At 71.7% G+C, this 18,834-nt stretch carries 23 protein-coding genes; 14 read left to right on the top strand and 9 right to left on the bottom strand.

Annotation, left to right across the window (positions count from 1 at the left end; translation table 11 throughout):
• Window positions 1–38 precede the first annotated feature (38 nt).
• The 3 genes from ACGFMK_RS17830 to ACGFMK_RS17840 all read right to left on the bottom strand — a co-directional run bounded on the left by ACGFMK_RS17830 (window position 39) and on the right by ACGFMK_RS17840 (window position 2,349).
• On the bottom strand, window positions 39–989 hold the full coding sequence (locus ACGFMK_RS17830; protein WP_392763905.1) for an MBL fold metallo-hydrolase: 951 nt from the start codon (window positions 987–989) through the stop codon (window positions 39–41).
• A gap of 254 nt (window positions 990–1,243) precedes the next feature.
• A complete protein-coding gene (locus ACGFMK_RS17835; protein ID WP_392763908.1) occupies window positions 1,244–2,134 on the bottom strand; it encodes a ricin-type beta-trefoil lectin domain protein in 891 nt (296 codons plus the stop codon).
• Window positions 2,131–2,349 carry a hypothetical protein gene (locus tag ACGFMK_RS17840; RefSeq protein ID WP_392763910.1) on the bottom strand — a complete coding sequence of 73 codons (219 nt, stop codon included), beginning with the start codon at window positions 2,347–2,349 and terminating at the stop codon, window positions 2,131–2,133. The genes ACGFMK_RS17835 and ACGFMK_RS17840 overlap by 4 nt, the downstream gene beginning before the upstream one ends.
• Window positions 2,350–2,763: 414 nt before the next feature.
• Here ACGFMK_RS17840 and ACGFMK_RS17845 point away from each other — a divergent pair, with 414 nt between their 5' ends.
• Genes ACGFMK_RS17845 through ACGFMK_RS17860 form a run of 4 tightly spaced genes read left to right on the top strand, consistent with a single transcriptional unit; the run spans window position 2,764 to window position 6,567 of the window.
• Window positions 2,764–3,240 carry a PTS system mannose/fructose/N-acetylgalactosamine-transporter subunit IIB gene (locus ACGFMK_RS17845; RefSeq protein ID WP_392763913.1) on the top strand — a complete coding sequence of 159 codons (477 nt, stop codon included), beginning with the start codon at window positions 2,764–2,766 and terminating at the stop codon, window positions 3,238–3,240.
• A gap of 7 nt (window positions 3,241–3,247) precedes the next feature.
• Window positions 3,248–4,870 carry a PTS system mannose/fructose/sorbose family transporter subunit IID gene (locus ACGFMK_RS17850; RefSeq protein WP_392763916.1) on the top strand — a complete coding sequence of 541 codons (1,623 nt, stop codon included), beginning with the start codon at window positions 3,248–3,250 and terminating at the stop codon, window positions 4,868–4,870.
• 9 nt (window positions 4,871–4,879) lie between these two features.
• Window positions 4,880–5,272, top strand: a complete 393-nt coding sequence (locus ACGFMK_RS17855; RefSeq protein ID WP_392763919.1) for a PTS sugar transporter subunit IIA — start codon at window positions 4,880–4,882, stop codon at window positions 5,270–5,272.
• Window positions 5,269–6,567, top strand: a complete 1,299-nt coding sequence (locus ACGFMK_RS17860) for a hypothetical protein (RefSeq protein ID WP_392763922.1) — start codon at window positions 5,269–5,271, stop codon at window positions 6,565–6,567. Before ACGFMK_RS17855 ends, ACGFMK_RS17860 begins: the two co-directional genes overlap by 4 nt.
• On the opposite strand, the gene ACGFMK_RS17865 is transcribed toward ACGFMK_RS17860, so the two are convergent.
• Window positions 6,564–7,331, bottom strand: a complete 768-nt coding sequence (locus tag ACGFMK_RS17865; protein ID WP_323332174.1) for a GntR family transcriptional regulator — start codon at window positions 7,329–7,331, stop codon at window positions 6,564–6,566. The genes ACGFMK_RS17860 and ACGFMK_RS17865 overlap by 4 nt on opposite strands.
• A 565-nt stretch (window positions 7,332–7,896) precedes the next feature.
• Window positions 7,897–8,364 (bottom strand): hypothetical protein, encoded by a 468-nt coding sequence (locus ACGFMK_RS17870; protein ID WP_392763925.1) that lies wholly within the window; start codon window positions 8,362–8,364, stop codon window positions 7,897–7,899.
• A 251-nt stretch (window positions 8,365–8,615) separates the two neighbouring features.
• Here ACGFMK_RS17870 and ACGFMK_RS17875 point away from each other — a divergent pair, with 251 nt between their 5' ends.
• Both ACGFMK_RS17875 and ACGFMK_RS17880 read left to right on the top strand, forming a co-directional pair.
• On the top strand, window positions 8,616–8,963 hold the full coding sequence (locus ACGFMK_RS17875; RefSeq protein WP_392763928.1) for a hypothetical protein: 348 nt from the start codon (window positions 8,616–8,618) through the stop codon (window positions 8,961–8,963).
• A 13-nt stretch (window positions 8,964–8,976) separates the two neighbouring features.
• Window positions 8,977–9,243, top strand: a complete 267-nt coding sequence (locus ACGFMK_RS17880) for a hypothetical protein (protein WP_392763931.1) — start codon at window positions 8,977–8,979, stop codon at window positions 9,241–9,243.
• Window position 9,244: 1 nt separating this feature from the next.
• Here the strand turns inward: ACGFMK_RS17880 and ACGFMK_RS17885 are convergent, their stop codons facing one another.
• The 4 genes from ACGFMK_RS17885 to ACGFMK_RS17900 are packed head-to-tail and all read right to left on the bottom strand — an operon-like array spanning window position 9,245 to window position 12,072.
• On the bottom strand, window positions 9,245–10,138 hold the full coding sequence (locus ACGFMK_RS17885) for a Kelch repeat-containing protein (RefSeq protein WP_392763933.1): 894 nt from the start codon (window positions 10,136–10,138) through the stop codon (window positions 9,245–9,247).
• 60 nt (window positions 10,139–10,198) lie between these two features.
• Window positions 10,199–11,425, bottom strand: coding sequence for an RNA polymerase sigma factor (locus tag ACGFMK_RS17890; RefSeq protein WP_392763936.1), 1,227 nt, complete (start codon window positions 11,423–11,425; stop codon window positions 10,199–10,201).
• Complete coding sequence (locus ACGFMK_RS17895; RefSeq protein WP_392763938.1) at window positions 11,416–11,730, bottom strand: YciI family protein; 315 nt, start codon at window positions 11,728–11,730, stop codon at window positions 11,416–11,418. The genes ACGFMK_RS17890 and ACGFMK_RS17895 overlap by 10 nt, the downstream gene beginning before the upstream one ends.
• Before the next feature lie 3 nt (window positions 11,731–11,733).
• Window positions 11,734–12,072 carry a YciI family protein gene (locus ACGFMK_RS17900; protein ID WP_392763941.1) on the bottom strand — a complete coding sequence of 113 codons (339 nt, stop codon included), beginning with the start codon at window positions 12,070–12,072 and terminating at the stop codon, window positions 11,734–11,736.
• 153 nt (window positions 12,073–12,225) lie between these two features.
• Between ACGFMK_RS17900 and ACGFMK_RS17905 the strand changes: the two genes are divergently transcribed.
• The 8 genes from ACGFMK_RS17905 to ACGFMK_RS17940 all read left to right on the top strand — a co-directional run bounded on the left by ACGFMK_RS17905 (window position 12,226) and on the right by ACGFMK_RS17940 (window position 18,778).
• The gene (locus ACGFMK_RS17905; protein WP_392763944.1) at window positions 12,226–12,357 is read left to right on the top strand and encodes a hypothetical protein; all 132 of its coding nucleotides are present in this window, start codon (window positions 12,226–12,228) and stop codon (window positions 12,355–12,357) included.
• A 259-nt stretch (window positions 12,358–12,616) separates the two neighbouring features.
• Window positions 12,617–13,597, top strand: a complete 981-nt coding sequence (locus ACGFMK_RS17910) for an ABC transporter substrate-binding protein (RefSeq protein ID WP_392763947.1) — start codon at window positions 12,617–12,619, stop codon at window positions 13,595–13,597.
• Window positions 13,598–13,843: 246 nt separating this feature from the next.
• Window positions 13,844–14,635, top strand: coding sequence for an ABC transporter ATP-binding protein (locus tag ACGFMK_RS17915; protein WP_392763950.1), 792 nt, complete (start codon window positions 13,844–13,846; stop codon window positions 14,633–14,635).
• A 16-nt stretch (window positions 14,636–14,651) separates the two neighbouring features.
• Window positions 14,652–14,816, top strand: coding sequence for a hypothetical protein (locus tag ACGFMK_RS17920; protein WP_392763952.1), 165 nt, complete (start codon window positions 14,652–14,654; stop codon window positions 14,814–14,816).
• Complete coding sequence (locus tag ACGFMK_RS17925) at window positions 14,809–15,516, top strand: ABC transporter ATP-binding protein (protein WP_392763955.1); 708 nt, start codon at window positions 14,809–14,811, stop codon at window positions 15,514–15,516. Before ACGFMK_RS17920 ends, ACGFMK_RS17925 begins: the two co-directional genes overlap by 8 nt.
• 31 nt (window positions 15,517–15,547) lie before the next feature.
• Window positions 15,548–16,399 carry a branched-chain amino acid ABC transporter permease gene (locus ACGFMK_RS17930; protein WP_392763958.1) on the top strand — a complete coding sequence of 284 codons (852 nt, stop codon included), beginning with the start codon at window positions 15,548–15,550 and terminating at the stop codon, window positions 16,397–16,399.
• Window positions 16,400–16,401: 2 nt separating this feature from the next.
• On the top strand, window positions 16,402–17,478 hold the full coding sequence (locus tag ACGFMK_RS17935; RefSeq protein ID WP_392763961.1) for a branched-chain amino acid ABC transporter permease: 1,077 nt from the start codon (window positions 16,402–16,404) through the stop codon (window positions 17,476–17,478).
• Window positions 17,465–18,778, top strand: coding sequence for an ABC transporter substrate-binding protein (locus ACGFMK_RS17940; RefSeq protein WP_392763963.1), 1,314 nt, complete (start codon window positions 17,465–17,467; stop codon window positions 18,776–18,778). The genes ACGFMK_RS17935 and ACGFMK_RS17940 overlap by 14 nt, the downstream gene beginning before the upstream one ends.
• The last annotated feature ends 56 nt before the right edge of the window (window positions 18,779–18,834 follow it).

Here is an 18,834-nt window from a genome sequence, read left to right on the forward strand (position 1 = left end):
GGCCCAGCGTCCGTCGCCGAGCGGTCCGGTGCGGGGGCTCAGGAGATCTGGCGGGCCGGTTCGGCGCCCAGCAGGTAGTCCAGGTCGATGCGCCCGCCCGCGGCCGCGATCACCGCGTCGATCGCCAGGTCCACGTCCAGCTTGCGGCCGTGCTGGTCGGCGTAGGCGCGCATCAGGTTGCCGATGTGGCGCTCCGGGTTGGTCCACGTCGGCCAGCGCAGCGACGCCTGGGTCGCGAGCTTGGAGAAGTCGTGGCTGCGCGCGGTCGCCTCGAGCAGCCACTCCAGGTAGACGCGCATCGCGTGCACGGCGCTGTGGCCCGGGTTCGCGACCGGGCCGTGGCCCGGCACCAGGGTCCGCGGGCGGAACGTGTCCTGCAGCCAGTCGAGTGCGTCGAGCCAGCCGGGGATCGAGCCGTGCACCGCCATCGGCGTGCTGCCGATGAACACCAGGTCACCGGTGAACAGCGTGCCCGACCGCGGTTCGTGCACCACGAGGTCACCCGCGGTGTGCGCGGTGCCCGGCACGGCGACGACGTCGGCGACCGCGTCACCGAGGTCGATCCGCCGCCAGCCGACGACCGGGCGGACCGCCGCCGGCTCCGGCGGCTCCAGCACGCCCCACTGGGTGCAGGTGAAGACGTTGCCGTAGGTCTGCGGCCCGGCCTTGACGACCTCGACGCTCGCGGGCGCGGCGAGCACCGTCCCGCCGTCGCGCAGCGCGACCCCGACGCCGTTGTGGTGCTCACCGTGCGCGTGCGTCACGACCACGGTGAGTTGCTTCGCGCTTTCCGGCGCGTACTTGCGGACGTCCCGCACGAGCTCCAGCGTGGCCTGCTCGGTGCCGCACGTGTCGATCAGCGCGACGCCCTCACTGCCCTGGATCCACCCGCTGTTGGCGACGAACCATTCGTCCGGGCTCTTCACGTACGCCACGACCCCCGGGCGCGCGTGCCGGAGCGGGACGATGTTCGCGGTGACGGCCGGCATTGCTTTCCCTCCCTGAGCGAAGCCGTAACGGCCCGGCTTCGCAGCGTGCCGGCGGCCCCGCCTGAGCGGGAACGTCCGGCGATGCGCTTAACGACGTGGGCGCGGCCAGGTTGCGCGCTTTCTGCCGGCATTTCGCCGGGTTCCCGGCGAGGTCTGGATCGCTTCTGGACGAGGAGGGAAACCGGCAGGTCATCGGGCATTCTGCCAGTTTCCCTCCGAATGGGAACCTCTTTTCGGAGAAAATCACCTTCGCGTCAGGCCGGCACCTGCCATCGCTGGTTCGCCGTGCCCGCGCACGTCCAGATCTCCAGCCGGGTGCCGTCGGCCGACGCACCGCCCGTCGCGTCGAGGCACTTGCCCGACTGCGGGTTGAGCAGCGAGCCGTCGGACCGCGCCTGCCACGTCTGGGCGCCGGTGCCGTTGCAGTCCCACAGCTGCACGAGCGTGCCGTCCGCGGTGCCGCTCGAGGCGACGTCCAGGCACTTGCCGAGCGCGCGCAGCGTCCCGCTCTGCACGGTCCACCGCTGGGCGCCGGTGTTGTTGCAGGTCCACAGCTGGATCGCGGTGCCGTTGGCGGTGCCGGACGCGCTGACGTCGACGCACTTGCCGCCGATCCCGGTGATCGCGCCCGAAGGGTTCGCGGTGCCGGTCGTGATCAGGTACGCGCTGTTCGCGACGTTCCAGTGCGTCGCCAGGTAACTGCCGGCCGGCGGGTTGGTGTTGAAGTAGTCGTCGCCCAGGCAGTCGATCTGGTTCTCCGGCGCGCCCGGGCAGACCTTCACCAGGCCGCCCGGCGGGTTCGGGATGCCGCCGTCGTCGTAACACATGATGTCCTCGTCGTCCCAGCAATGGCCGTACGGCGTCGAGTGCGGCGCGCTGCCCTGGACGGCGCCGAGGGTGTGCAGTAGCTCGTGGCCGGTCGCCTGCCACGACCAGCAGCCGGTGCCGACCGTGGCGTAGTGCGGGCCGGCGTTGTACGGGTTGCTCGCGCCCGGGCTGTCGTTGCCGCCGTTGCCGAACGCGAGGCCGCAGCCGTCCTTGTCGTACCAGACGACGTACTTGCGGTCGGCCCGGTTGTAGCCCTGCGCCTTGATGGCGTTGGTGATCGTGTCGACGGTCGCCATGTCGCCCTGCGCGATCGTCACGTTCGCGACGGTGGCGCCTGAACGCGCTTACCGCTGGTGCCGTCGCCGTCACAGACGGTCGACCGCGGGGTGGCGATCGTGCTGGACAGTGTCCGGAGGTGGCCGGGGAGCTGTTCGGTGCCATCGTTGCCGGCGGCCCCGGCGGACGGGAGCAACGCGGTGGCGAACACGAGGGCGGTGCTGAGCGCGGCGAGGCGCCAGGTTCTTGCGGTCACGACGATTCCGCCTTCCCGAAGCGGCAGTGGACGAGAAGTACGCAGGCGGTCTAGACCACTCGGAATGATAGGAGGGGGTGCCGATGGCTGTCACTGACAGGAACGGACAGCTTGGGGTGAACCGCCCACGAGCCGGCGCCCGGTCAAGATCGTCGTGGTCCGCTGAGCGGTACGGGTCTTGACAGTCGATCTAGACGGTCCATACTGGTATATACCTTTATGGGAGGGTCCGGGAATTTCCATCCGGGGTACCAAGAGGGGGCTTCGCGCGCACGGGGCCGACGGGAGGTCTGAGGGGTCCTGCCGTCGGCTCGCGCGGAGCTGCCTCGCGGTCGAAGAGTGTCCGGTCACACGCAGTATTGACACCGCTACTGGCACGAACCAGGATGTCTCCTGCCACTGGGGAGGAGAAACATGGCGGGGGCGCACGTCCGGATCGACAACCGGCTGGTTCACGGGCAGGTCACCGTCGCCTGGACCCGCCGTCTCGGCGTGCGCCGGCTGCTCGTGTGCAACGACGAGGTCGCCGCCGACGACCTGCAGCGGGTCCTGCTCCCGCAAGCCGCTCGCGGGCTGCCCACCGAGGTGCTGTCGGTGGCCGACACGCTCCTCGCGCCCGCCGGCGCGGACGTCATGATCATCACCAAGCACCCCGAAGACCTCTTCCGCCTCGTCGAGGGCGGGCTGCGGCCGGAGGTCGTCAACGTCGGCAACGCCGCGCCCCGGCCGGGCCGCGGCTACACCATGGTCACCCGCTCGATCGCGGTCACCGCGGACGAGGCCGCCGGCTACCGGAAGCTGGCCGCGGCCGGCGTCCCGGTCGTCACCCAGCTCATGCCCCAGGACAAGGCCGCCGACTTCGTCGCGCTGCTCGATCGAAAGGGGCTGTGAGCCCGGAATGCTCGTCGCTCTGGCCCTGACCGTCTGGGCCGTCTACTGCACCTACGACGGGCTCGGCCCGTTCCTCATCTACGCCCAGCGCCCGCTCATCGCCGGTTCGGTCGCCGGCCTGATCACCGGCAACCCGCTGCTCGGCCTGCTGATCGGCGCGACGCTGGAGCTGGCCGCGCTCGGCGTCTACACCTACGGCGGGGCGACGATCCCGGACTACCAGACCGGCGCGATCGTCGGCACCGCGCTGGCCGCGGGCGCCGCCGGCGGCACGTCCGCGCAGGTCGCGGTCGGGCTCGGGGTGGGGCTGCCGGCGGCGGTCCTGCTGTCCGCGCTGGACCCGGTCGGCAAGATGGTGACGACCGGCCTGGTGCACCGCGCCGACTCCTACGCCGCCGACGGCAACGCGCGCGGGATGGCGATGATCCACTGGGGCAGCCTCATCCCGTGGGTCGCGGTGCGCGCGATCCCGACGTTCCTCGCCGCGCTCGCCGCGTCCGGCGGGCTGGTCAAGGACATCACGGCGAACATCCCCACCGGGTTCGTGAACGGCATGACGCTGGCCGGTTCGCTGCTGCCCGCGGTCGGGTTCGCGCTGCTGCTCGGCATGATGGAGCTGCGGAAGTACTGGTACCTGCTGCTCATCGGGTTCGTCGGGTTCGCCTACCTGCACCTGCCGGTGCTGGGCGTCGCGCTGGTCGGCGTCGCGGTGGCGATGCTGTTCGTGACGTTCAAGCGCGAGGAACCGGCGGTCGTGCCGGAGGCCGCTCCGGCGGACGAAGAGTCCACTGTGGACCACCGGCTGACGAAGCAGGACCTGCGCCGCGCCTACCGCCGGTACTTCTGGTCGAGCCAGATCTCGTGGAACTACGAGCGGATGCAGGCGCTCGGGTTCGCGTACTCGATGGAACCGGTGCTGCGCCGGCTCTACCCGGACAAGGCCGACTACGCCGCCGGGCTGCAGCGGCACATGCAGTTCTTCAACACCTCCGTGCTCGTCGGCGGGCCCCTGATCCTGGGCTCCGCCGTCGCCCTGGAAGAAGCGGGCACCCCGACGTCGGCCGCCGGCACGAAGGTCGCCCTGATGGGCCCGCTCGCGGGCATCGGCGACACCCTTGTTTTCGCGATGTACAACAGCATCATCTTCACCATGGGCGCGTCGTGGGCGCTGCAGGGCAACTGGCTCGGCCCGGTGTTCGCCGCCGTCATGGTGCTGGTGCCCTACGCGCTCATCCGGCGGTGGCAGTTCGGGTTCGCGTACCGTGAAGGGAAACGGCTGGCCGGGCACCTCGCGGCCGGCGCGCTGGCCCGCGTCGCGCAGGGTGCGACGGTGCTCGGGTTCGTGGTGCTCGGCGGCTTCATCCCGTCGATCGTCAAGGTTGTCACCACGCTGACCTACCGGCAGACCACCACCGTCCAGGGACAGGCAGTGACGCAGGCGGTGGCGATCCAGGACCGGCTCGACGAGCTGGTGCCGTTCCTGCTGCCGGTGCTGGTGACGGCGGGGGTGTACCTGCTCGCGGCGAAGGCGCGGATGCGGCCGATCTGGATCATCGCGGTCGTCATGGTCGTCGGCGTCGCACTGGGGTGGCTCGGCTGGTTCGCACCCGCCGGGCCGGCGAAGAGTTAGGAGCCCGTCATGTCGATCCCGATCATTCTCGCGGGGCACGGCAGCCTGCCTTCGGGTGTCGGCGAGGCGGCCGAGATGATCCTCGGCCCGCAGTCGCGGCTGCAGGTCTGCGAGCTGAACCCGAGCGACCGCCCGGAGGACTTCGGCGCCCGGCTGGACGCGCTGGCCGGCGACGCCGCCGAGCTGCTCGTGCTGGCCGACCTGCACGGCGGCTCGCCGTTCAACGCCGTCCGCGTGCTCGCCGCGCGGGGACCGGCCCGCATCGAGCTGGTGTCCGGGCTGAACCTGCCGATGCTGCTGGAGGTCCTGCTGCACACCACCGGCGACGTGACCGAGCTGGCCGGGGTGGCACGCGCCGCCGGCCGCGACGGCGTCGTCGACGTCCTGGAGTCCACCTGGTGACCGCCTCGCTCCTGCTCGCCGCGCAGGACGTGCGGATCACGCCGGGTCCCGGGCACCCGCTCGGCGGCTACCTCGCCCGCCACGGCGTCGCGACCGGCACCCACGACGACCTCGAGGCGTCGCTGATCTGGCTGTCCACCGAAGACGACCCCGGGGTGCTGTGGGTGGCGCTGGACGCGCTGGCCGTGGACGCCGGGCTCACCCGAACGCTGGCCGGCGCCGTCGCCGAGGCCGTCGGCATCGCCCCGCAGCGCGTGCTCGTCTGCGCGTCGCACACCCATTCCGGGCCCGAAGGCTGGACCGGCCAGCTGCACCCCGGGCTGCCGGGGCAGCGGGACAACGGCCTGGTCGACCACATGACGGAGAAGATCACCGGCGCCGCGGCCCTGCTGCGCGCCTGCCGAAGACGCGTCCGGGCCCGCTGGCACGCGGGGGAGTCCGAGGCCGTCGGCAGCAACCGCTACGACCCCGACGGCCCGCACGACACGTCGTTCGGCGTGCTCGAGCTCCGGCGTGACGACGACACCCCGGCCGCGTTGCTGTTCGACTACGCCAGCCACCCCACGGTGCTGGGCCCGGACAACCTGACCTGGTCCGCGGACTGGCCGGGCGCGACCCGCCGCGAGCTGGCGGCGCTGATCGGCCGTCCGGTCGCGGCGTTCCTGCAGGGCGCGGCGGGTGACGCGAGCTCCCGGTTCGTCCGGCGCGGCCGTGACCACGACGAGGTCGCCACCCTGGGCGGCCACCTCGCGACGTCGATCGCCCAGGCCCTGGCGGCGGCGTCCTCGTCGGCGGCCACCGGCCCGGTCCGGCTGACCCGCTCGTCGCTGCACCTGCCCTACCGCGACGTACCGTCCATAGAGGACAGTCTGGAACTGCGCCGGGCGGCCGAAGGCGAGTGGCGGCGCGAACTCGCCCGGCACGGCGAGGACCACCCGGCCGTCCGGATCGCCCAGACCCGCTACGAAGGGTGCGCGATGCTCGCCGCGATGGCGGCCACCGACCGCCCGACGGGCTGCGCGGAGGTGCCGGTCAGCGTCGTGTCACTGGGGGAGATCGCCTGGCTGCACACGCCGTTCGAGCTGTTCGCGTCCCTGGGCCTGCGCATCCGCCGCGGCAGCCCGTTCCGCCACACCCGGGTGATCGGCTACACGGACGGTTACCTGGGCTACCTGCCGGACGCGGCCGGGCACCGGGACGGCATCTACGAGTCGTACGTGACCCTGTTCGCCCCGGACGCGGCCGACGCGCTGGTGGAGCACGGCCTGAAGCTGCTCCGGAGCCACCACGCCTAGCTGCCGTTGCGCCGGGCCTGGGTGAAGACCGTGTAGCGGTCGGCGCGGTACAGCGAGCGGCCCGCTTCGATCACGCCGCCGCTCTGGTCGTGCAGCGTGCCCTGGATGATCAGGCACGGCTGGGTGGCCTCGATGCCCAGCAACCCGGCGTCGTGGCTGGTGGGCAGGGCCGCGGAGATCGCCGTGTCGTTCCAGTCCGCCCGGACGCCCCAGCGTTCCTCGAGCGTGCGGTGCAGGGACTGGGTCTCCCAGTCGAACAGCTCGATGTCCGGGAACCGGTCGACCGACAGGTTGGTGCGTTCGACCGCGAACGGCTCGTCCTCCACGTAGCGCAGCCGCTCCAGCCGGAACACCCGCGCCCCCGGCGGCACGTTCAGCCGCCCGGCGATGCGCGGGCCCGCGCTCTCCACCTCGGCGTGCAGCACCTTCGTCTTGGGGACGACGCCCCGGGCCTGCATGTCCTCGGTGAACGACGTCAGCATGTCGATGTGCGCCGCCTGCCGCTGCGCGGTGAAGGTCGCGGTGCCGTGCTGGCGGTAGAGCACACCGTCGGCGACCAGGCGATTGATCTCCTGCCGCACGGTGCCGCGGGCCACCTGGAAGTGCTCGGCGAGGAACCGCTCGGACGGCATCAGCCGCCCCGGCCCCGCCTCGGTGGCGACGCTTTCGATGATCTCGCGGAGCTGGTCGCCTTTCGGCCGCCCCGGCTCCAGTGCGTCCGGGAGCCGAAGATCGCTCGCGGGGACGTGCTTGGGACGGGGCATGCCTTCAGTATGTCGCGCCACGCCGGGTGACGTAACACCCACGCTCGGCTTCAGCCGGGTGGCGTGGGTTGTTTGGCCGGTGGCTCGTGACGCGGGTGTTCGGTTCGGCGGGTGGTGCGGCTTGTCTCGTTACGCTTCCGGTTCAGCCCGCCGCACGGGTGGCTTGGCAGTTGTCGGTGCGGCCGCTCTGCCTGCGGCGTGCCCGGTTCAGCTGGCGGCGCGGGTGATTCTTCGGACCACGGCGTGCTCGGCTCAGCTGCGGCGCACTCGGTTCAGCGCGCCACGCGGGTGGTCTGGGCTGGTGCTGCCGCTCGGTCAGTTGTTGGCGCGGCCGCGCTGCCCGCGGTGTGCTCGGCTCGGCCGGCGGCGCGGGTGGTTTAGCCTGCGGCGAGCCTGGCTTAGCGGTGGCGGTCAGCTGCCGGCGCGGCCGTTCAGCCCAGCGGCGCTCGGTTCACCCCGCGGCGTGGGTGGCTTGGCCGCCGGCACAGTTCGGTCAGCCTCTGGCGTGGGCCGGTCGGCCTCGCGGTGTGCTCGGCTTCCGCCGCCGCGCGGGTGGCGCGGCCGGTCAGCCCTGCGGCGCTCGGCTCAACCCGTGGCCCGCGCGGCAAACCCGTCGAGGAACCGGTCGGCGAATGCGGCTCCGGTCGCGTGCCCGACAGCGCTGGATCGCCCGACGGCTGTGTTCGACGGCCTCCGGCAGCCGGCCCGTCCAGTCGAGCATCGACCCGAGGTGCGCGACGGCCGTCGCCTCGCGCTCGCGCCACCCGCAGGCGCGGCCGGCCGGCACCGCCTTGGCCGAGTGCCGGATGCCCTCCTCGTGCCGGCCCTCGCGGAAGTACGCACCGCCGATCGACAGGTGCACCAGCGCTTCGGCGGGCCGGGCGCCGTGGTCCTGCGCCGCGCGCAGCACGATCGGCGCGAGTTCCAGCCGCTCCGCGCGCCGCCCGTGGTCGTGGAAGAACCGCCGCAGCGCGTCGCCAGGCCACGGCGTCCTCGAAGACGACGGCAGGAGGTAGTCGCGGGGCGGCGTCACGATCCCTGCGCCGAACAAGCGCGACGGCGGCGTCCGCGGCCGCGCGGTAACCGGTGAACAGCCGTTCCCAAGCTCGCGTCCGCGCGCCCTCGACGGACTGCTCGGCGATGGGCGAAGTCGAGCCGTCCGACCTGGGCGGCTGCACAAGAGGACACGAACCGTGCACGCCTGGTCACGACGCGCTCTTCCGCCGGTCAAAAAAACTCGGTACTTCTTTTCCGGGAAGCGGAGAAACCGCTGAGGAAAGGACCATGATGACGTTGACCAGCGTCAAACGCGCCTGCGCGGCCGCGGTGTTGGCCGTCGCGGTGGGCGGGCTCACCGTCGCGCCCGCCGGGGCCGCGACCGTCCAAAGTGGATCCGGCACGATCGATGATCCGTGGGTGCCGACCCGGGCCGCGCACATCACCTGCTCGACCGCCACGCTCTTCGGCAACTACACCGCCGGGCAGGGGCACTCCGACCCGATCGACACGCTCGTGCAGGGCAACTACATCGGCGTCCGGTACATCACGTCGGACCACTACTCGGCCGACGTCTTCTGGCACGGCGCGAGCAAGTGGGGCTTCCTGCTCCGCAGCTGCTTTTCCCTCGACTGACCGGGAGGAAGACATGACCAAGGCACGCATCGCCGCCGCGGTACTCGCCGTGTCCGCGGCGATCACGCTCGCCCCCGCCGCCTCGGCGGGGACCGTCAAGGAAATCTGCGCCACGGACCTCTACGTCCGGACGCAGCCCGCCGGCGTCATCGTCGGCACGCTCTACCGCGGCGACCACTTCGAGCTGTCGCGGTACTCGCCCAGCGGCGACTGGGCCGAGGGGTACGCCATGGGGAACGTCAACAAGAGGGGCTGGGTCCAGTCCGGCTGGTTCTGCTGAGTCAGGGCACCTTCAGCGAGAGCACGTCGGACACCGTGGCCTGACGGCCGAAGAGGTTCGCGCGGCCGCCGATCGCCAGGACCCGGTGCGGCGGGCCGGCGACGCAGGCCACCGACGACCGGCCGTGGGGGAGCAGGGTGCCGAGCAGGTGCCACGCTCCCGTGCCCAGGTCGAGGACCTCGGTCGTGCGGTCGCGCGCGCCCGGGTCCTCGGCCGCCGGCGCGCCGCCGACGACCACGATCCGGTCGCCGAGCAGCGCCACGCCGGGAAGCGCGCGCCGTTTGTGCATCGGGGCCACGGGTTCCCAGGTGTCCGTCTCGGGGGAATACCGCTCCACCGCGTCGAGCACGTCCCGCGGCCCGCCGGAGAGCCCGCCGATGGCGTACAGGTGGGTTTCCGTCGCCAGCAGCCGGAACCGGGCTCGCGGGGTGCGCATCGGGGCCACCGGGTCCCAGCGCTTCTCCTCCGGGTCGTAGCCGAGCACCGCGTCCGTGGCGTGGTCGTCGGCGCCGTTACCGCCCGCGACGTAGAGCTTTCCGCCGAGACCGGCGGCCGACGCCGAGACGAGCGGGGCGGGCAGGGGCGGCGCCGGGCTCCACTCGTCGAGCAGCGGGTCGTAGCGGTCGACGACGTCGCTGGCGCTCTCGCCGACGGTGCCGCCGGCGGCGTAGACCTTCCCGCCGGCCACGCCGACGGCGAGAGCGGCGCGCGGGACGGGCATCGGGCTGGCGTGGCGCCACTCGCCGCTGCCCGTCACCTTGCGGGTCTCCACCGAGCCGTGGGCGGTGGTCCCGTCGGTCCCGCCGATGACGAAGAGGTCGTCGCCGGCGCGCGCCACCTCGTGGGCGAACCGGGGCGACAGCAGCGGCGGCCGGTACTTCCAGGAATCGGTCATCGTTCCCACCCTCTTCCGCGTCACGATTCGCGGCCAGAGTCTCCCCGGCGGGGTGGTTTGTTACTGGAGTTCGCCGATTCGCCGCGACAGATAACGACGCTCCGCGTCGGTCGGCGCGAGTTCCAGCGCCTCCCGGTACGCCGCCACCGCCTCTTCGGCCCGGTCGAGGCGGCGCAGGAAGTCGGCCCGGGTGGCCGGCAGCAGGTGGTAGCCCGCCAGGTCACCGCGCTCCGCGAGGGCGTCGGCCAGCGCCAAGCCGGCCGACGGGCCTTCGGCCATCGCCACCGCGACCGCGCGGTTCAGCTCGACCACCGGCGACGGGTTCAGGCGCGCGACCAGCTCGTACAGCCGGGCGATCCGGGCCCAGTCCGTCTCCTCGGCGCGTTTCGCTGTCGCGTGGCACGCGGCGATCGCCGCCTGGAGCTGGTACGGGCCGGGCCTGCCGAGCGCGAGCGCGGCGTCCAGGACGCCGACCCCCTCGTCGATCGACGCGCGGTCCCAGCGGGTGCGGTCCTGGTCGGCGAGGGTGACGAGGTCACCGGCGTCGTCGGTGCGGGTCGCGCGGCGCGCGTCGTGGAACAGCATCAGGGCCAGCAGGCCGCCCGCTTCCGGCGCGTCCGGCAGCAGCCGGACGACGACACGCGCGAGCCGGATCGCCTCGGCCGTCAGCGCTTGGCGGACCAGGTCGGCGCCCGCGCTGGCCGAGTAGCCCTCGTTGAACAGCAGGTAGAGCACGCCGAGCACGCCCGACGTCCGCTCGGGCAGCAGCTCGGCGGGCGGGACGCGGTAAGGGATGCGGGCATTGCGGATCTTGCGCTTGGCCCGCACGATCCGCTGCGCCATCGTCGGTTCGGGCACCAGGAACGCGCGGGCGATCTCCGGGGTGGTCAGCCCGGCGAGCGTCCGCAGCGTCAGCGCCACCTGCGCCTCCAGCGGCAGCGCCGGGTGGCAGCAGGTGAACATCAGCCGCAGCCGGTCGTCGGGGACGTCGTCGGGTTCCGGTGCCGGCTCGTCGTCCGGCGTCGTGACGGCCAGGTCACGCAGCCGGTTCGCCTCCGCGGCGCCGCGCCGCAGCTTGTCGAGGGCCCGGTTGCGGGCGGTGGTCGTCAGCCACGCCCCGGGACGGCGCGGCACGCCGTCCCGGGGCCAGGTGGCCAGCGCCTTGGCGAACGCCTCCTGGGCGCACTCCTCGGCCAGGTCCCAGTCGCCGGTGACCCGGATCAGGGTGGCGACGACACGGCCCCACTCGGTGCGGAACGCCTCGTCGACCGCTTCGGCTACTCCCACACGGGCCGCAGTTCGATCGCCCCGAACTTCGCGACCGGGTGCGCCGCGGCGACGTCGATCGCCTCGGCCAGGTCGGCGCACTCGAGGATGTCGTACCCGGCGATCTGCTCCTTCGTCTCGGCGAACGGGCCGTCCGAGACGAACGTGCCGCCGTCACGCGGCCACACCGTCGTCGCGTCGCTGACCGGCCGCAGCCGGCTGCCTTCGAGACGGCGGCTTCCGGCCAAGGCGACCCAGTCGTCCGGGGCGTCTTCCGCGGTGCCGACGAGCTCGGGGTCGACGCACACCCACATCAGGAACTTCATGACTCACTCCTCCCAGAACGGCCGGATCTCGATGGGGAACCGCCCGGCGGACGGGTGTGCGGCCGCGATCGCGATGGCCTCGTCGAGGTCCGCGCACTCGACGACCTCGCAGCCGGCGACCCATTCCTTCGTCTCGGCGAACGGGCCGTCCGACGTCAGCCGCTGCCCGTCGCGCACCCGCACGGTGACGGCTTCGGCGGGCGGCCGCAGCAGGGTCCCGGCGTGGGTGGCGCCGCGCGCTTCGACGTCGCGCAGCCAGGCGACGAACTCGGGCAGGGCGTCGATCTCGGGCGGGCTGAACAGCTCCGCGCCGTCGTCGCAGATCATCAGCATGTACCGCAAGGCTCCTCCTGGTCGTCCGGTGCAGCTTCTCACCCACCCGACGCCGCCGCGGGCCGGAATCGACAGGCTCCCGGAAGTTTTTCCGGCGACCTGTCGATCCGGGCGGACCGCGGCGTCGTCCTGTCGGAAACACCCCCGACACGAGGAGCCGTCATGATCCCGATCAGCCAGCTGTCGACCGTCACCCACCAGAGCGAGCGGGACCGCCGCCTGGCCGAGGAGCGCCTCGCCCGGCTGGTCGCCCGGTGGACGCGGCGACTGCGTCAGCCGCGAGTTCGCCGATGACGGACCGCGCGCGCATCGGGATCGTCCTCGACGGTAAAAACCCTTCTGCAATTTGCCGTTGCTCATTTCCAGGGCTGTGTACCGGTGGGTTGCTTGCGTTCCCCGCCCTGAACGGTGTCCGGTGGATCTTTTCCTGAAATAACGTGTTCTCCTTTGTGGGCAACACATTTGCGACTCCGGAAAGCGTCATCTACAGTCCCGCAGATCTCGGCCATACCGGCCGGTTTCCCTGATCTGTCCAGTGTTTTCCGGGAGTGTCATGTTCCGACGCGCCTTTCTACGGCGATCCGCCGTGCTCTTTTCCGCCACGCTGTTGCTGGCCGGGTGCAACCAGGCCGGAGGAAGCGGTTCCGCGGGGGGAAACGTCGAGAAGCCGGCCATCCGGGTCGCCATCTTCACCGCTGTCGACCTCGCGACCCTGTGGCTCGCCCAGCAGGGTGGCTACTTCAAGGCTGAAGGGCTCGACGTGCAGACCGACGTCGCCGCCAGCGGGCAGGAGTCGCTGACCCGCATGACCAAGGGGCAGGACGACATCGCGCTGTCGACGTACACGCTGTTCTTCCTGGCCAAGAGCAGTGGCACCGCCGACGTCCAGCTGGTGGCCGACGCGACTTCGGCGAGCCCGGGCAGCAACGAGGTTGTCACCGTGCCGAACTCGCTGGTCAAGACCGTGAACGACCTGGGAGGCAAGCGGATCGCGATCAGCTCGAAGAACGCCGCTTCGGACATCCTGACCCGCTCGGTGATGCGCGACCACGGCGTCGACTACACCAAGGTGCAGTGGGTCCCGATGCCGTTGCCGGAGATGGGGGCCGCCCTGGCGCAGGGCAAGGTCGACGCCGCGTACCAGCCGGAGCCCTTTCTCACCCAGTCCGCCAAGCTGGCCGGGGCGTACCCGGTCGTCGACGCCGCCAGCGGGAGCAGTCAGGCGTTCCCCCTGACCGGGTTCGGCGCCACCGGCAAGTGGGTCAAGGACCACCCCAAGACGATGGCGGCGTTCCAGCGCGCGATGCTCGCCGCCACCCGCGACTCGGCGGACCGCGGCCGGATCGAGCCGCTGGTCGTGCGCAACGCCCGCGTCGACCAGGACATCGCGAGCCTGATGGTGATGCCCGCGTTCGGGTCCACGTTGGACGCCCGCCGCATCCAGCGGGTGCCGGACCTGCTGCAGCAGCTGGGCATCATCCAGACGAAGATCGACGCCTCGGAGATGATCGCGCCGCAGTCCAGCAGCGGCTGATCCGGGGCTGAGCCCAGGGGTACGAACGGCCGAAGGCGGGTGCGCACTCTGCGCACCCGCCTTCGGCCGTTTCGCGGACGTCAGCGCTTGCCCCGGCGGGGCGCCTTCGCGAAATTTTCGGACCGGCCCGGAAGATCCGGATGGTGCCGGTTCGCACCTTGACACGGCTGGCCCCGCGCACCACCCTCTTCATACCGACCGCGCGGTACGGACTGGTCCACATGGTGAGAACTTGAGGGGTCATCGATGACACTTCCCGGCGAGGGCCTGCTCGTGGTCGACGGCCTCACCGTGCGTTTCGGTGGTCTCACCGCGTTGCGCGACGTCCGGCTGAGCGTCGACGAGGGCACGGTCGTCGGCGTCATCGGCCCGAACGGCGCCGGGAAGACGACGCTGTTCAACGTCGTCTGCGGGTTCGTCCGCCCCCAGTCCGGGCGCGTCCTGTGGCGCGGGGCGCCGCTGGTCCGCCACCGCCCCGAGCAGCTCGCCGGGCTCGGGATCGTCCGGACGCTGCAGGGACTCGGCCTCTTCGCCGGGCTGACCGTGCTGGAGAACGTGATGGCCGGCGCGGGCCGCCACGCTCGCTCCGGCGTGCTCCCGGCGCTCGCCGGAGCCGGCCGCTCGGCCCGCGACGAGGCCGACCTCGCCCACCGGGCCCGGGCGACCCTGGCGGAGCTGGGCATCGCCGACCTCGCCGGCCGCCTGCCCGGCGTGCTGCCCTACGGCGTGCGCAAACGTGTCGCGCTGGCCAGGGCGCTGGTCGCCGAGCCCGATCTGCTGCTGCTCGACGAACCCGCGAGCGGGCTTTCGGCCGCCGAGCTGATCGAGCTCTCGACGCTGATCCTGTCGCTGCGGCGGCACATGGCGGTGGTGCTGGTCGAGCACCACATGGACCTGGTGATGCAGGTCTGCGACCGCGTCGTGGTGCTGAACTTCGGCGAGGTGATCGCCGCGGGCAGCCCGGCCGAGATCCAGGCCGACCCCCGCGTGGCCGAGGCCTACCTCGGTGACCCCGCCGAGGAGGCGCCCGGTGCTTGAGGTGAAGGACTTTTCCTTGGCGCACAACGCAGTCCGGCCGGGGCGCTGCCGGGTGCTCGACGGCCTGGCCGCCGGCCTGGCCGACCCCGGGTGGCCGGGACGTGCTCCCGCGATCCGGCCGAGGCGCCGTCCGGTGCTCGACGTCGACGCGCTCCCCGCCGAGGAGGCGATCGGTGCTTGAGATCGAAGGGCTTTCCGTGGCCTACGGCGCCGTCCGCGCGCTCGACGGCGTCAGCCTGACCGTCGACCGCGGGGGCATCACCGCCGTGCTCGGCGCGAACGGCGCCGGCAAGACCACCCTGCTGCGCACGATCAGCGGCCTGCACCCGGCTCGCGAGGGCCGGATCACCTGGGACGGCACGGAACTGACCGGCCGGGCGCCCGACCGCATCGCCCGCGGCGGTGTCGCGCACGTACCCGAAGGCGGCGGGGTGATCACCGAGCTGACCGTCGAGGAGAACCTCCGCCTCGGCGCGCTGTGGCGGCGTGACCGCGCCGACCGCGCCGCCGCGAAACGCGAGGTGTACGAGCTTTTCCCGCCGCTGGAGGAACGTTCGGCCAAACTCGCCGCGACGCTCTCCGGGGGCGAGCGGCAGATGCTGGCCATCGGCCGGGCCCTGATGAGCCGTCCCGAGCTGCTGCTGCTGGACGAGCCGTCGCTCGGGCTCGCACCGCTGATCACCGCGCGCATTATGCGGATCCTGCGCGACCTGCGGGCCTCGACCGGGCTCACCGTGGTGCTCGTCGAGCAGAACGCCCACAGTGCACTGTCCATCGCGGACAACGGGTACGTCCTCGCGCTCGGCAGCGTGGTGGCGGTCGACACCGCGGCGGAACTGCTGGCCGACGACGGCCTCCGCCACGCCTATCTCGGCTTCTGACGCTGATCAAACGGGAGGTGAACGGTCCGGTATGCAGGAATTCCTCGACCTGACCCTCGGCGGGATCTCCGCCGGTGCGGTCTACGCGGCCCTCGGGCTCGCGCTGGTCATCATCTACCGGGCCACCCGGGTGGTGAACTTCGCGCAGCCCGCGCTCGCCCTGATCTCGACGTACCTCGCGTACTCGGTGACCAAGGGGACCGGCAGCTACTGGCTCGGCTTCGCCGTCGCGATCGTCGCCGGGACGCTGCTGGGCGTGGTGACCGAACGGCTGCTGATCCGCCCGCTGCGCCACCGCTCCGAGCTCAGCTCGATCATCGTCACCCTCGGGCTGCTGCTGGTGCTGCAGGCGGTCGCCGGGATGATCTGGTCCAACGAACCGCTGGCGTACCCGTATGCCTTCGACTTCGTCGGCCGGTTCTCCGCCAACGACCTGTTCGTGGTGCTGGTGGTGCTCGCGATCGCCGCGCTCGTGCTGGTGGTGTTCAAGTACACCCCGCTCGGCCTGCGGATGCGGGCGGCCGCGTTCGCCCCGGACGTCGCGCGCACCCTCGGCGTGCGGGTCGGGCTGATGCTCACCGTCGGCTGGGGGATGGCGGCGGCCGTCGGGTCGCTGGCCGGACTGCTGGCCACCCCGCCGTTCCTCTTCCCGAACGTGCTGGACGGCGTCTTCGTCTACGCGCTCACCGCGGCCGTGCTCGGCGGGCTCGACAACCCGCTGGGCACCATCGCCGGTGGATTCCTGCTCGGCGTCGGACTGTCCTATGTGTCCGGCTACTTCGGACCGGAGACGGTGACGATCGCCGCGCTGGTGATCCTGGTGATCGTGCTGACGCTGCGGCCCGCCGGGTTGTTCGGCCGGGCGAAGGCGAGGCGGGTGTGAGCGTGCGCACGAGTCTCCCGGAGGCCCCGGCCGGTTCGCCCGCCAGTACGGGGAAGCGCCGGCTGCCGCCCCTGGTCCTGCACATCCTGGCCGCGCTGGGCGCGCTGGCCGTCGTCGTGCTGCTCACCCTGGTCACCGACGAGTTCACCAACCTGCGGATCGCGACCGTCGGCTACTACCTGATCGCGGTGGCCGGGCTGACCCTGCTGACCGGACTCACCGGGCAGGTTTCCCTGGGCCACGGCGCGTTCATGTTCATCGGCGCGTACACCGTCGCGCTGCTGGTGCGCCGCGTCCCGACGTTCCCGCTGTGGGCCGACCTCCTGCTCGCCGCGGCCGCCGGCGGTCTCGGCGGCTTGCTGGCCGGGGCCGCCGCCGCCCGGCTGCGCGGGCCGTACCTGGCCGGGGCGACGCTCGCGCTGGCCGTCGGCCTGCCCGCGCTGACCCGCCGGTTCCAGGACTTCCTGGGCGGCAGCAACGGGCTGAACTTCACCGTCCACAGCAGACCGGCCGGCCTGGCCGGCGTGGTCCCGGAACTGCGGTGGCAGACCTGGATCGTCTGGCTCAGCGTGCTCGTCGCGCTGGTGTTCGTGGTGAACATCGTGCGCGGCAAGCTCGGCCGGACCTTCCGCGCCGTCCGCGACGACGAGGTCGCCGCCGCGCTGAGCGGGATCCACGTCGGGCGCACGAAGATCCTGGCGTTCCTCGTCAGCGCGGTGTGCGGCGGGCTCGCCGGTGGCCTGCAGGCGTACCTGCTCGGCACCGCCGCGCCCGGTTCGTTCACGCCCGCGCTGTCGCTGAGCCTGCTGGCCGCCGTGGTGCTCGGCGGGCTCGGGTCGCTCTGGGGCGCGCTGTGGGGCGCGATCGCGCTCGTCTACTTCCAGGCGTGGTCGGAGGACCTCGCCGACGCCCTGCACCTGAACACCGACGTCGCCAACAACCTCCCCCTCGCGGTGTACGGCGTGATCCTCATCGTCGTCGTGCTCGCCTTCCCGCGCGGCATCCAGGGCGGCTTCCAGCGGCTACGAGGACTTCTCCGTCGATCCGCCGAGCAGAAGGAGACCCATGAGAAGCAGTAGAACCGTCGCGGGAATCGCGGTCCTGGCCTTGGCGCTGAGTGCGTGCGGCGGTGCGGGGGAGTCCGACACCAGTGGCACGCAGGCCGCGGACTCGGCCGTCGGCGTCACCAAGGACTCCGTCGTGATCGGCACCCACCAGCCGCTCACCGGCCCGGCCGCGCCCGGGTACAGCAAGATCTCCGTCGGCGCTCGCGCGGTGTTCCAGGCGATCAACGACGGCGGCGGGATCAACGGCCGCAAGATCGACTATCGCGTCGAGGACGACGGCTACAACCCGACGAAGACCGTCGAGGTCGTCAAGAAGCTCGTGCTGCAGGACAAGGTGTTCGCGATCGTCGGCGGGCTCGGCACGCCGACGCACTCCAAAGTGGTCGACTACCTGAACACCGAAGGAGTGCCGGACCTGCTGGTGTCGTCAGGCGCGCTCGCCTGGGACAACCCGCAGAAGGCGCCGATGACCTTCGGGTACCAACTGGACTACACGCGTGAGGGCAAGATCCAGGGCAAGTACATCAAGGACAACTTCGCGGGCAAGAAGGTCGGGTACTTCACCCAGAACGACGACGTCGGCCGGGACACCCAGGCCGGGCTCGACCAGTTCGTCAAGGACCAGACGGTGGCCAAGCAGGGCTACGACAGCGCCAACACCGACGTCACGCCGCAGCTGTCCGCGCTCAAGGCGGCCGGCGCGGAGGTCGTGGTGTGCGAGTGCATCCCGGCGTTCACCGCGCTGTCCATCCTGGCCGCGGCGAAGATCGGCTACAAGCCGCAGTTCGTCGTCAGCAGCATCGGCGCCGACCCGGCGACGCTTTCCGGGCTGCTGCAGGACTTCGCCAAGCGCGGCGGCGCGAGCGTGTCGAGCGCGCAGCTGCTCAACGGGCTGATCGGCACCGGCTACCTGCCTGACGTCGCGCAGACGTCCGACCCGTGGGTCGCCTACTTCAAGGGCATCCACGACAAGTACATCCCCAAGGAGCAGCTCACCAACACGCTGTTCTACGGCATGGTGCTGGCCTACACGTTCGCGCAGGCGCTCAAGGCCTCCGGGCCCGACCCGACGCGGCAGAAGATCGTCGAAGCCATGAGTTCCGGTTCCCTCAAAGGACCGGGCCTGACGCCGTTCGGATTCTCGAAGGACTCGCACTCGGGTTACACCGGCGGGTACGTGTTCAAGATCAACCCGGACACGACCACGACGGTGATCCAGCCACCGGCGGTCACCGACCGGGGTACCGGCGCGATCACGCCGTACAGCGGCGAACGCGCCACCCCCGACCAGGTGAACCTGCTGGGGAAGTGAGAAGACGTGGGCCGGCGCGCGGCGCCGCGCGAGCCGGCCCACCCCTCACTTAAGGT

The sequence above is a fragment of the Amycolatopsis sp. NPDC049252 genome (genome assembly GCF_043197175.1).
GTDB lineage: Bacteria > Actinomycetota > Actinomycetes > Mycobacteriales > Pseudonocardiaceae > Amycolatopsis.

Excerpts from the sequence above, each read along its gene's own strand:
- ACGFMK_RS17830 (WP_392763905.1), bottom strand. The coding sequence starts at position 989 with ATGCCGGCCGTCACCGCGAACATCGTCCCGCTCCGGCACGCGCGCCCG.
- ACGFMK_RS17845 (WP_392763913.1), top strand. The coding sequence starts at position 2,764 with ATGGCGGGGGCGCACGTCCGGATCGACAACCGGCTGGTTCACGGGCAG.
- ACGFMK_RS17850 (WP_392763916.1), top strand. The coding sequence starts at position 3,248 with ATGCTCGTCGCTCTGGCCCTGACCGTCTGGGCCGTCTACTGCACCTAC.
- ACGFMK_RS17855 (WP_392763919.1), top strand. The coding sequence starts at position 4,880 with ATGTCGATCCCGATCATTCTCGCGGGGCACGGCAGCCTGCCTTCGGGT.
- ACGFMK_RS17865 (WP_323332174.1), bottom strand. The coding sequence starts at position 7,331 with ATGCCCCGTCCCAAGCACGTCCCCGCGAGCGATCTTCGGCTCCCGGAC.
- ACGFMK_RS17875 (WP_392763928.1), top strand. The coding sequence starts at position 8,616 with ATGATGACGTTGACCAGCGTCAAACGCGCCTGCGCGGCCGCGGTGTTG.
- ACGFMK_RS17880 (WP_392763931.1), top strand. The coding sequence starts at position 8,977 with ATGACCAAGGCACGCATCGCCGCCGCGGTACTCGCCGTGTCCGCGGCG.
- ACGFMK_RS17885 (WP_392763933.1), bottom strand. The coding sequence starts at position 10,138 with ATGACCGATTCCTGGAAGTACCGGCCGCCGCTGCTGTCGCCCCGGTTC.
- ACGFMK_RS17895 (WP_392763938.1), bottom strand. The coding sequence starts at position 11,730 with ATGAAGTTCCTGATGTGGGTGTGCGTCGACCCCGAGCTCGTCGGCACC.
- ACGFMK_RS17905 (WP_392763944.1), top strand. The coding sequence starts at position 12,226 with ATGATCCCGATCAGCCAGCTGTCGACCGTCACCCACCAGAGCGAGCGG.
- ACGFMK_RS17910 (WP_392763947.1), top strand. The coding sequence starts at position 12,617 with ATGTTCCGACGCGCCTTTCTACGGCGATCCGCCGTGCTCTTTTCCGCC.
- ACGFMK_RS17915 (WP_392763950.1), top strand. The coding sequence starts at position 13,844 with ATGACACTTCCCGGCGAGGGCCTGCTCGTGGTCGACGGCCTCACCGTG.
- ACGFMK_RS17930 (WP_392763958.1), top strand. The coding sequence starts at position 15,548 with ATGCAGGAATTCCTCGACCTGACCCTCGGCGGGATCTCCGCCGGTGCG.
- ACGFMK_RS17940 (WP_392763963.1), top strand. The coding sequence starts at position 17,465 with ATGAGAAGCAGTAGAACCGTCGCGGGAATCGCGGTCCTGGCCTTGGCG.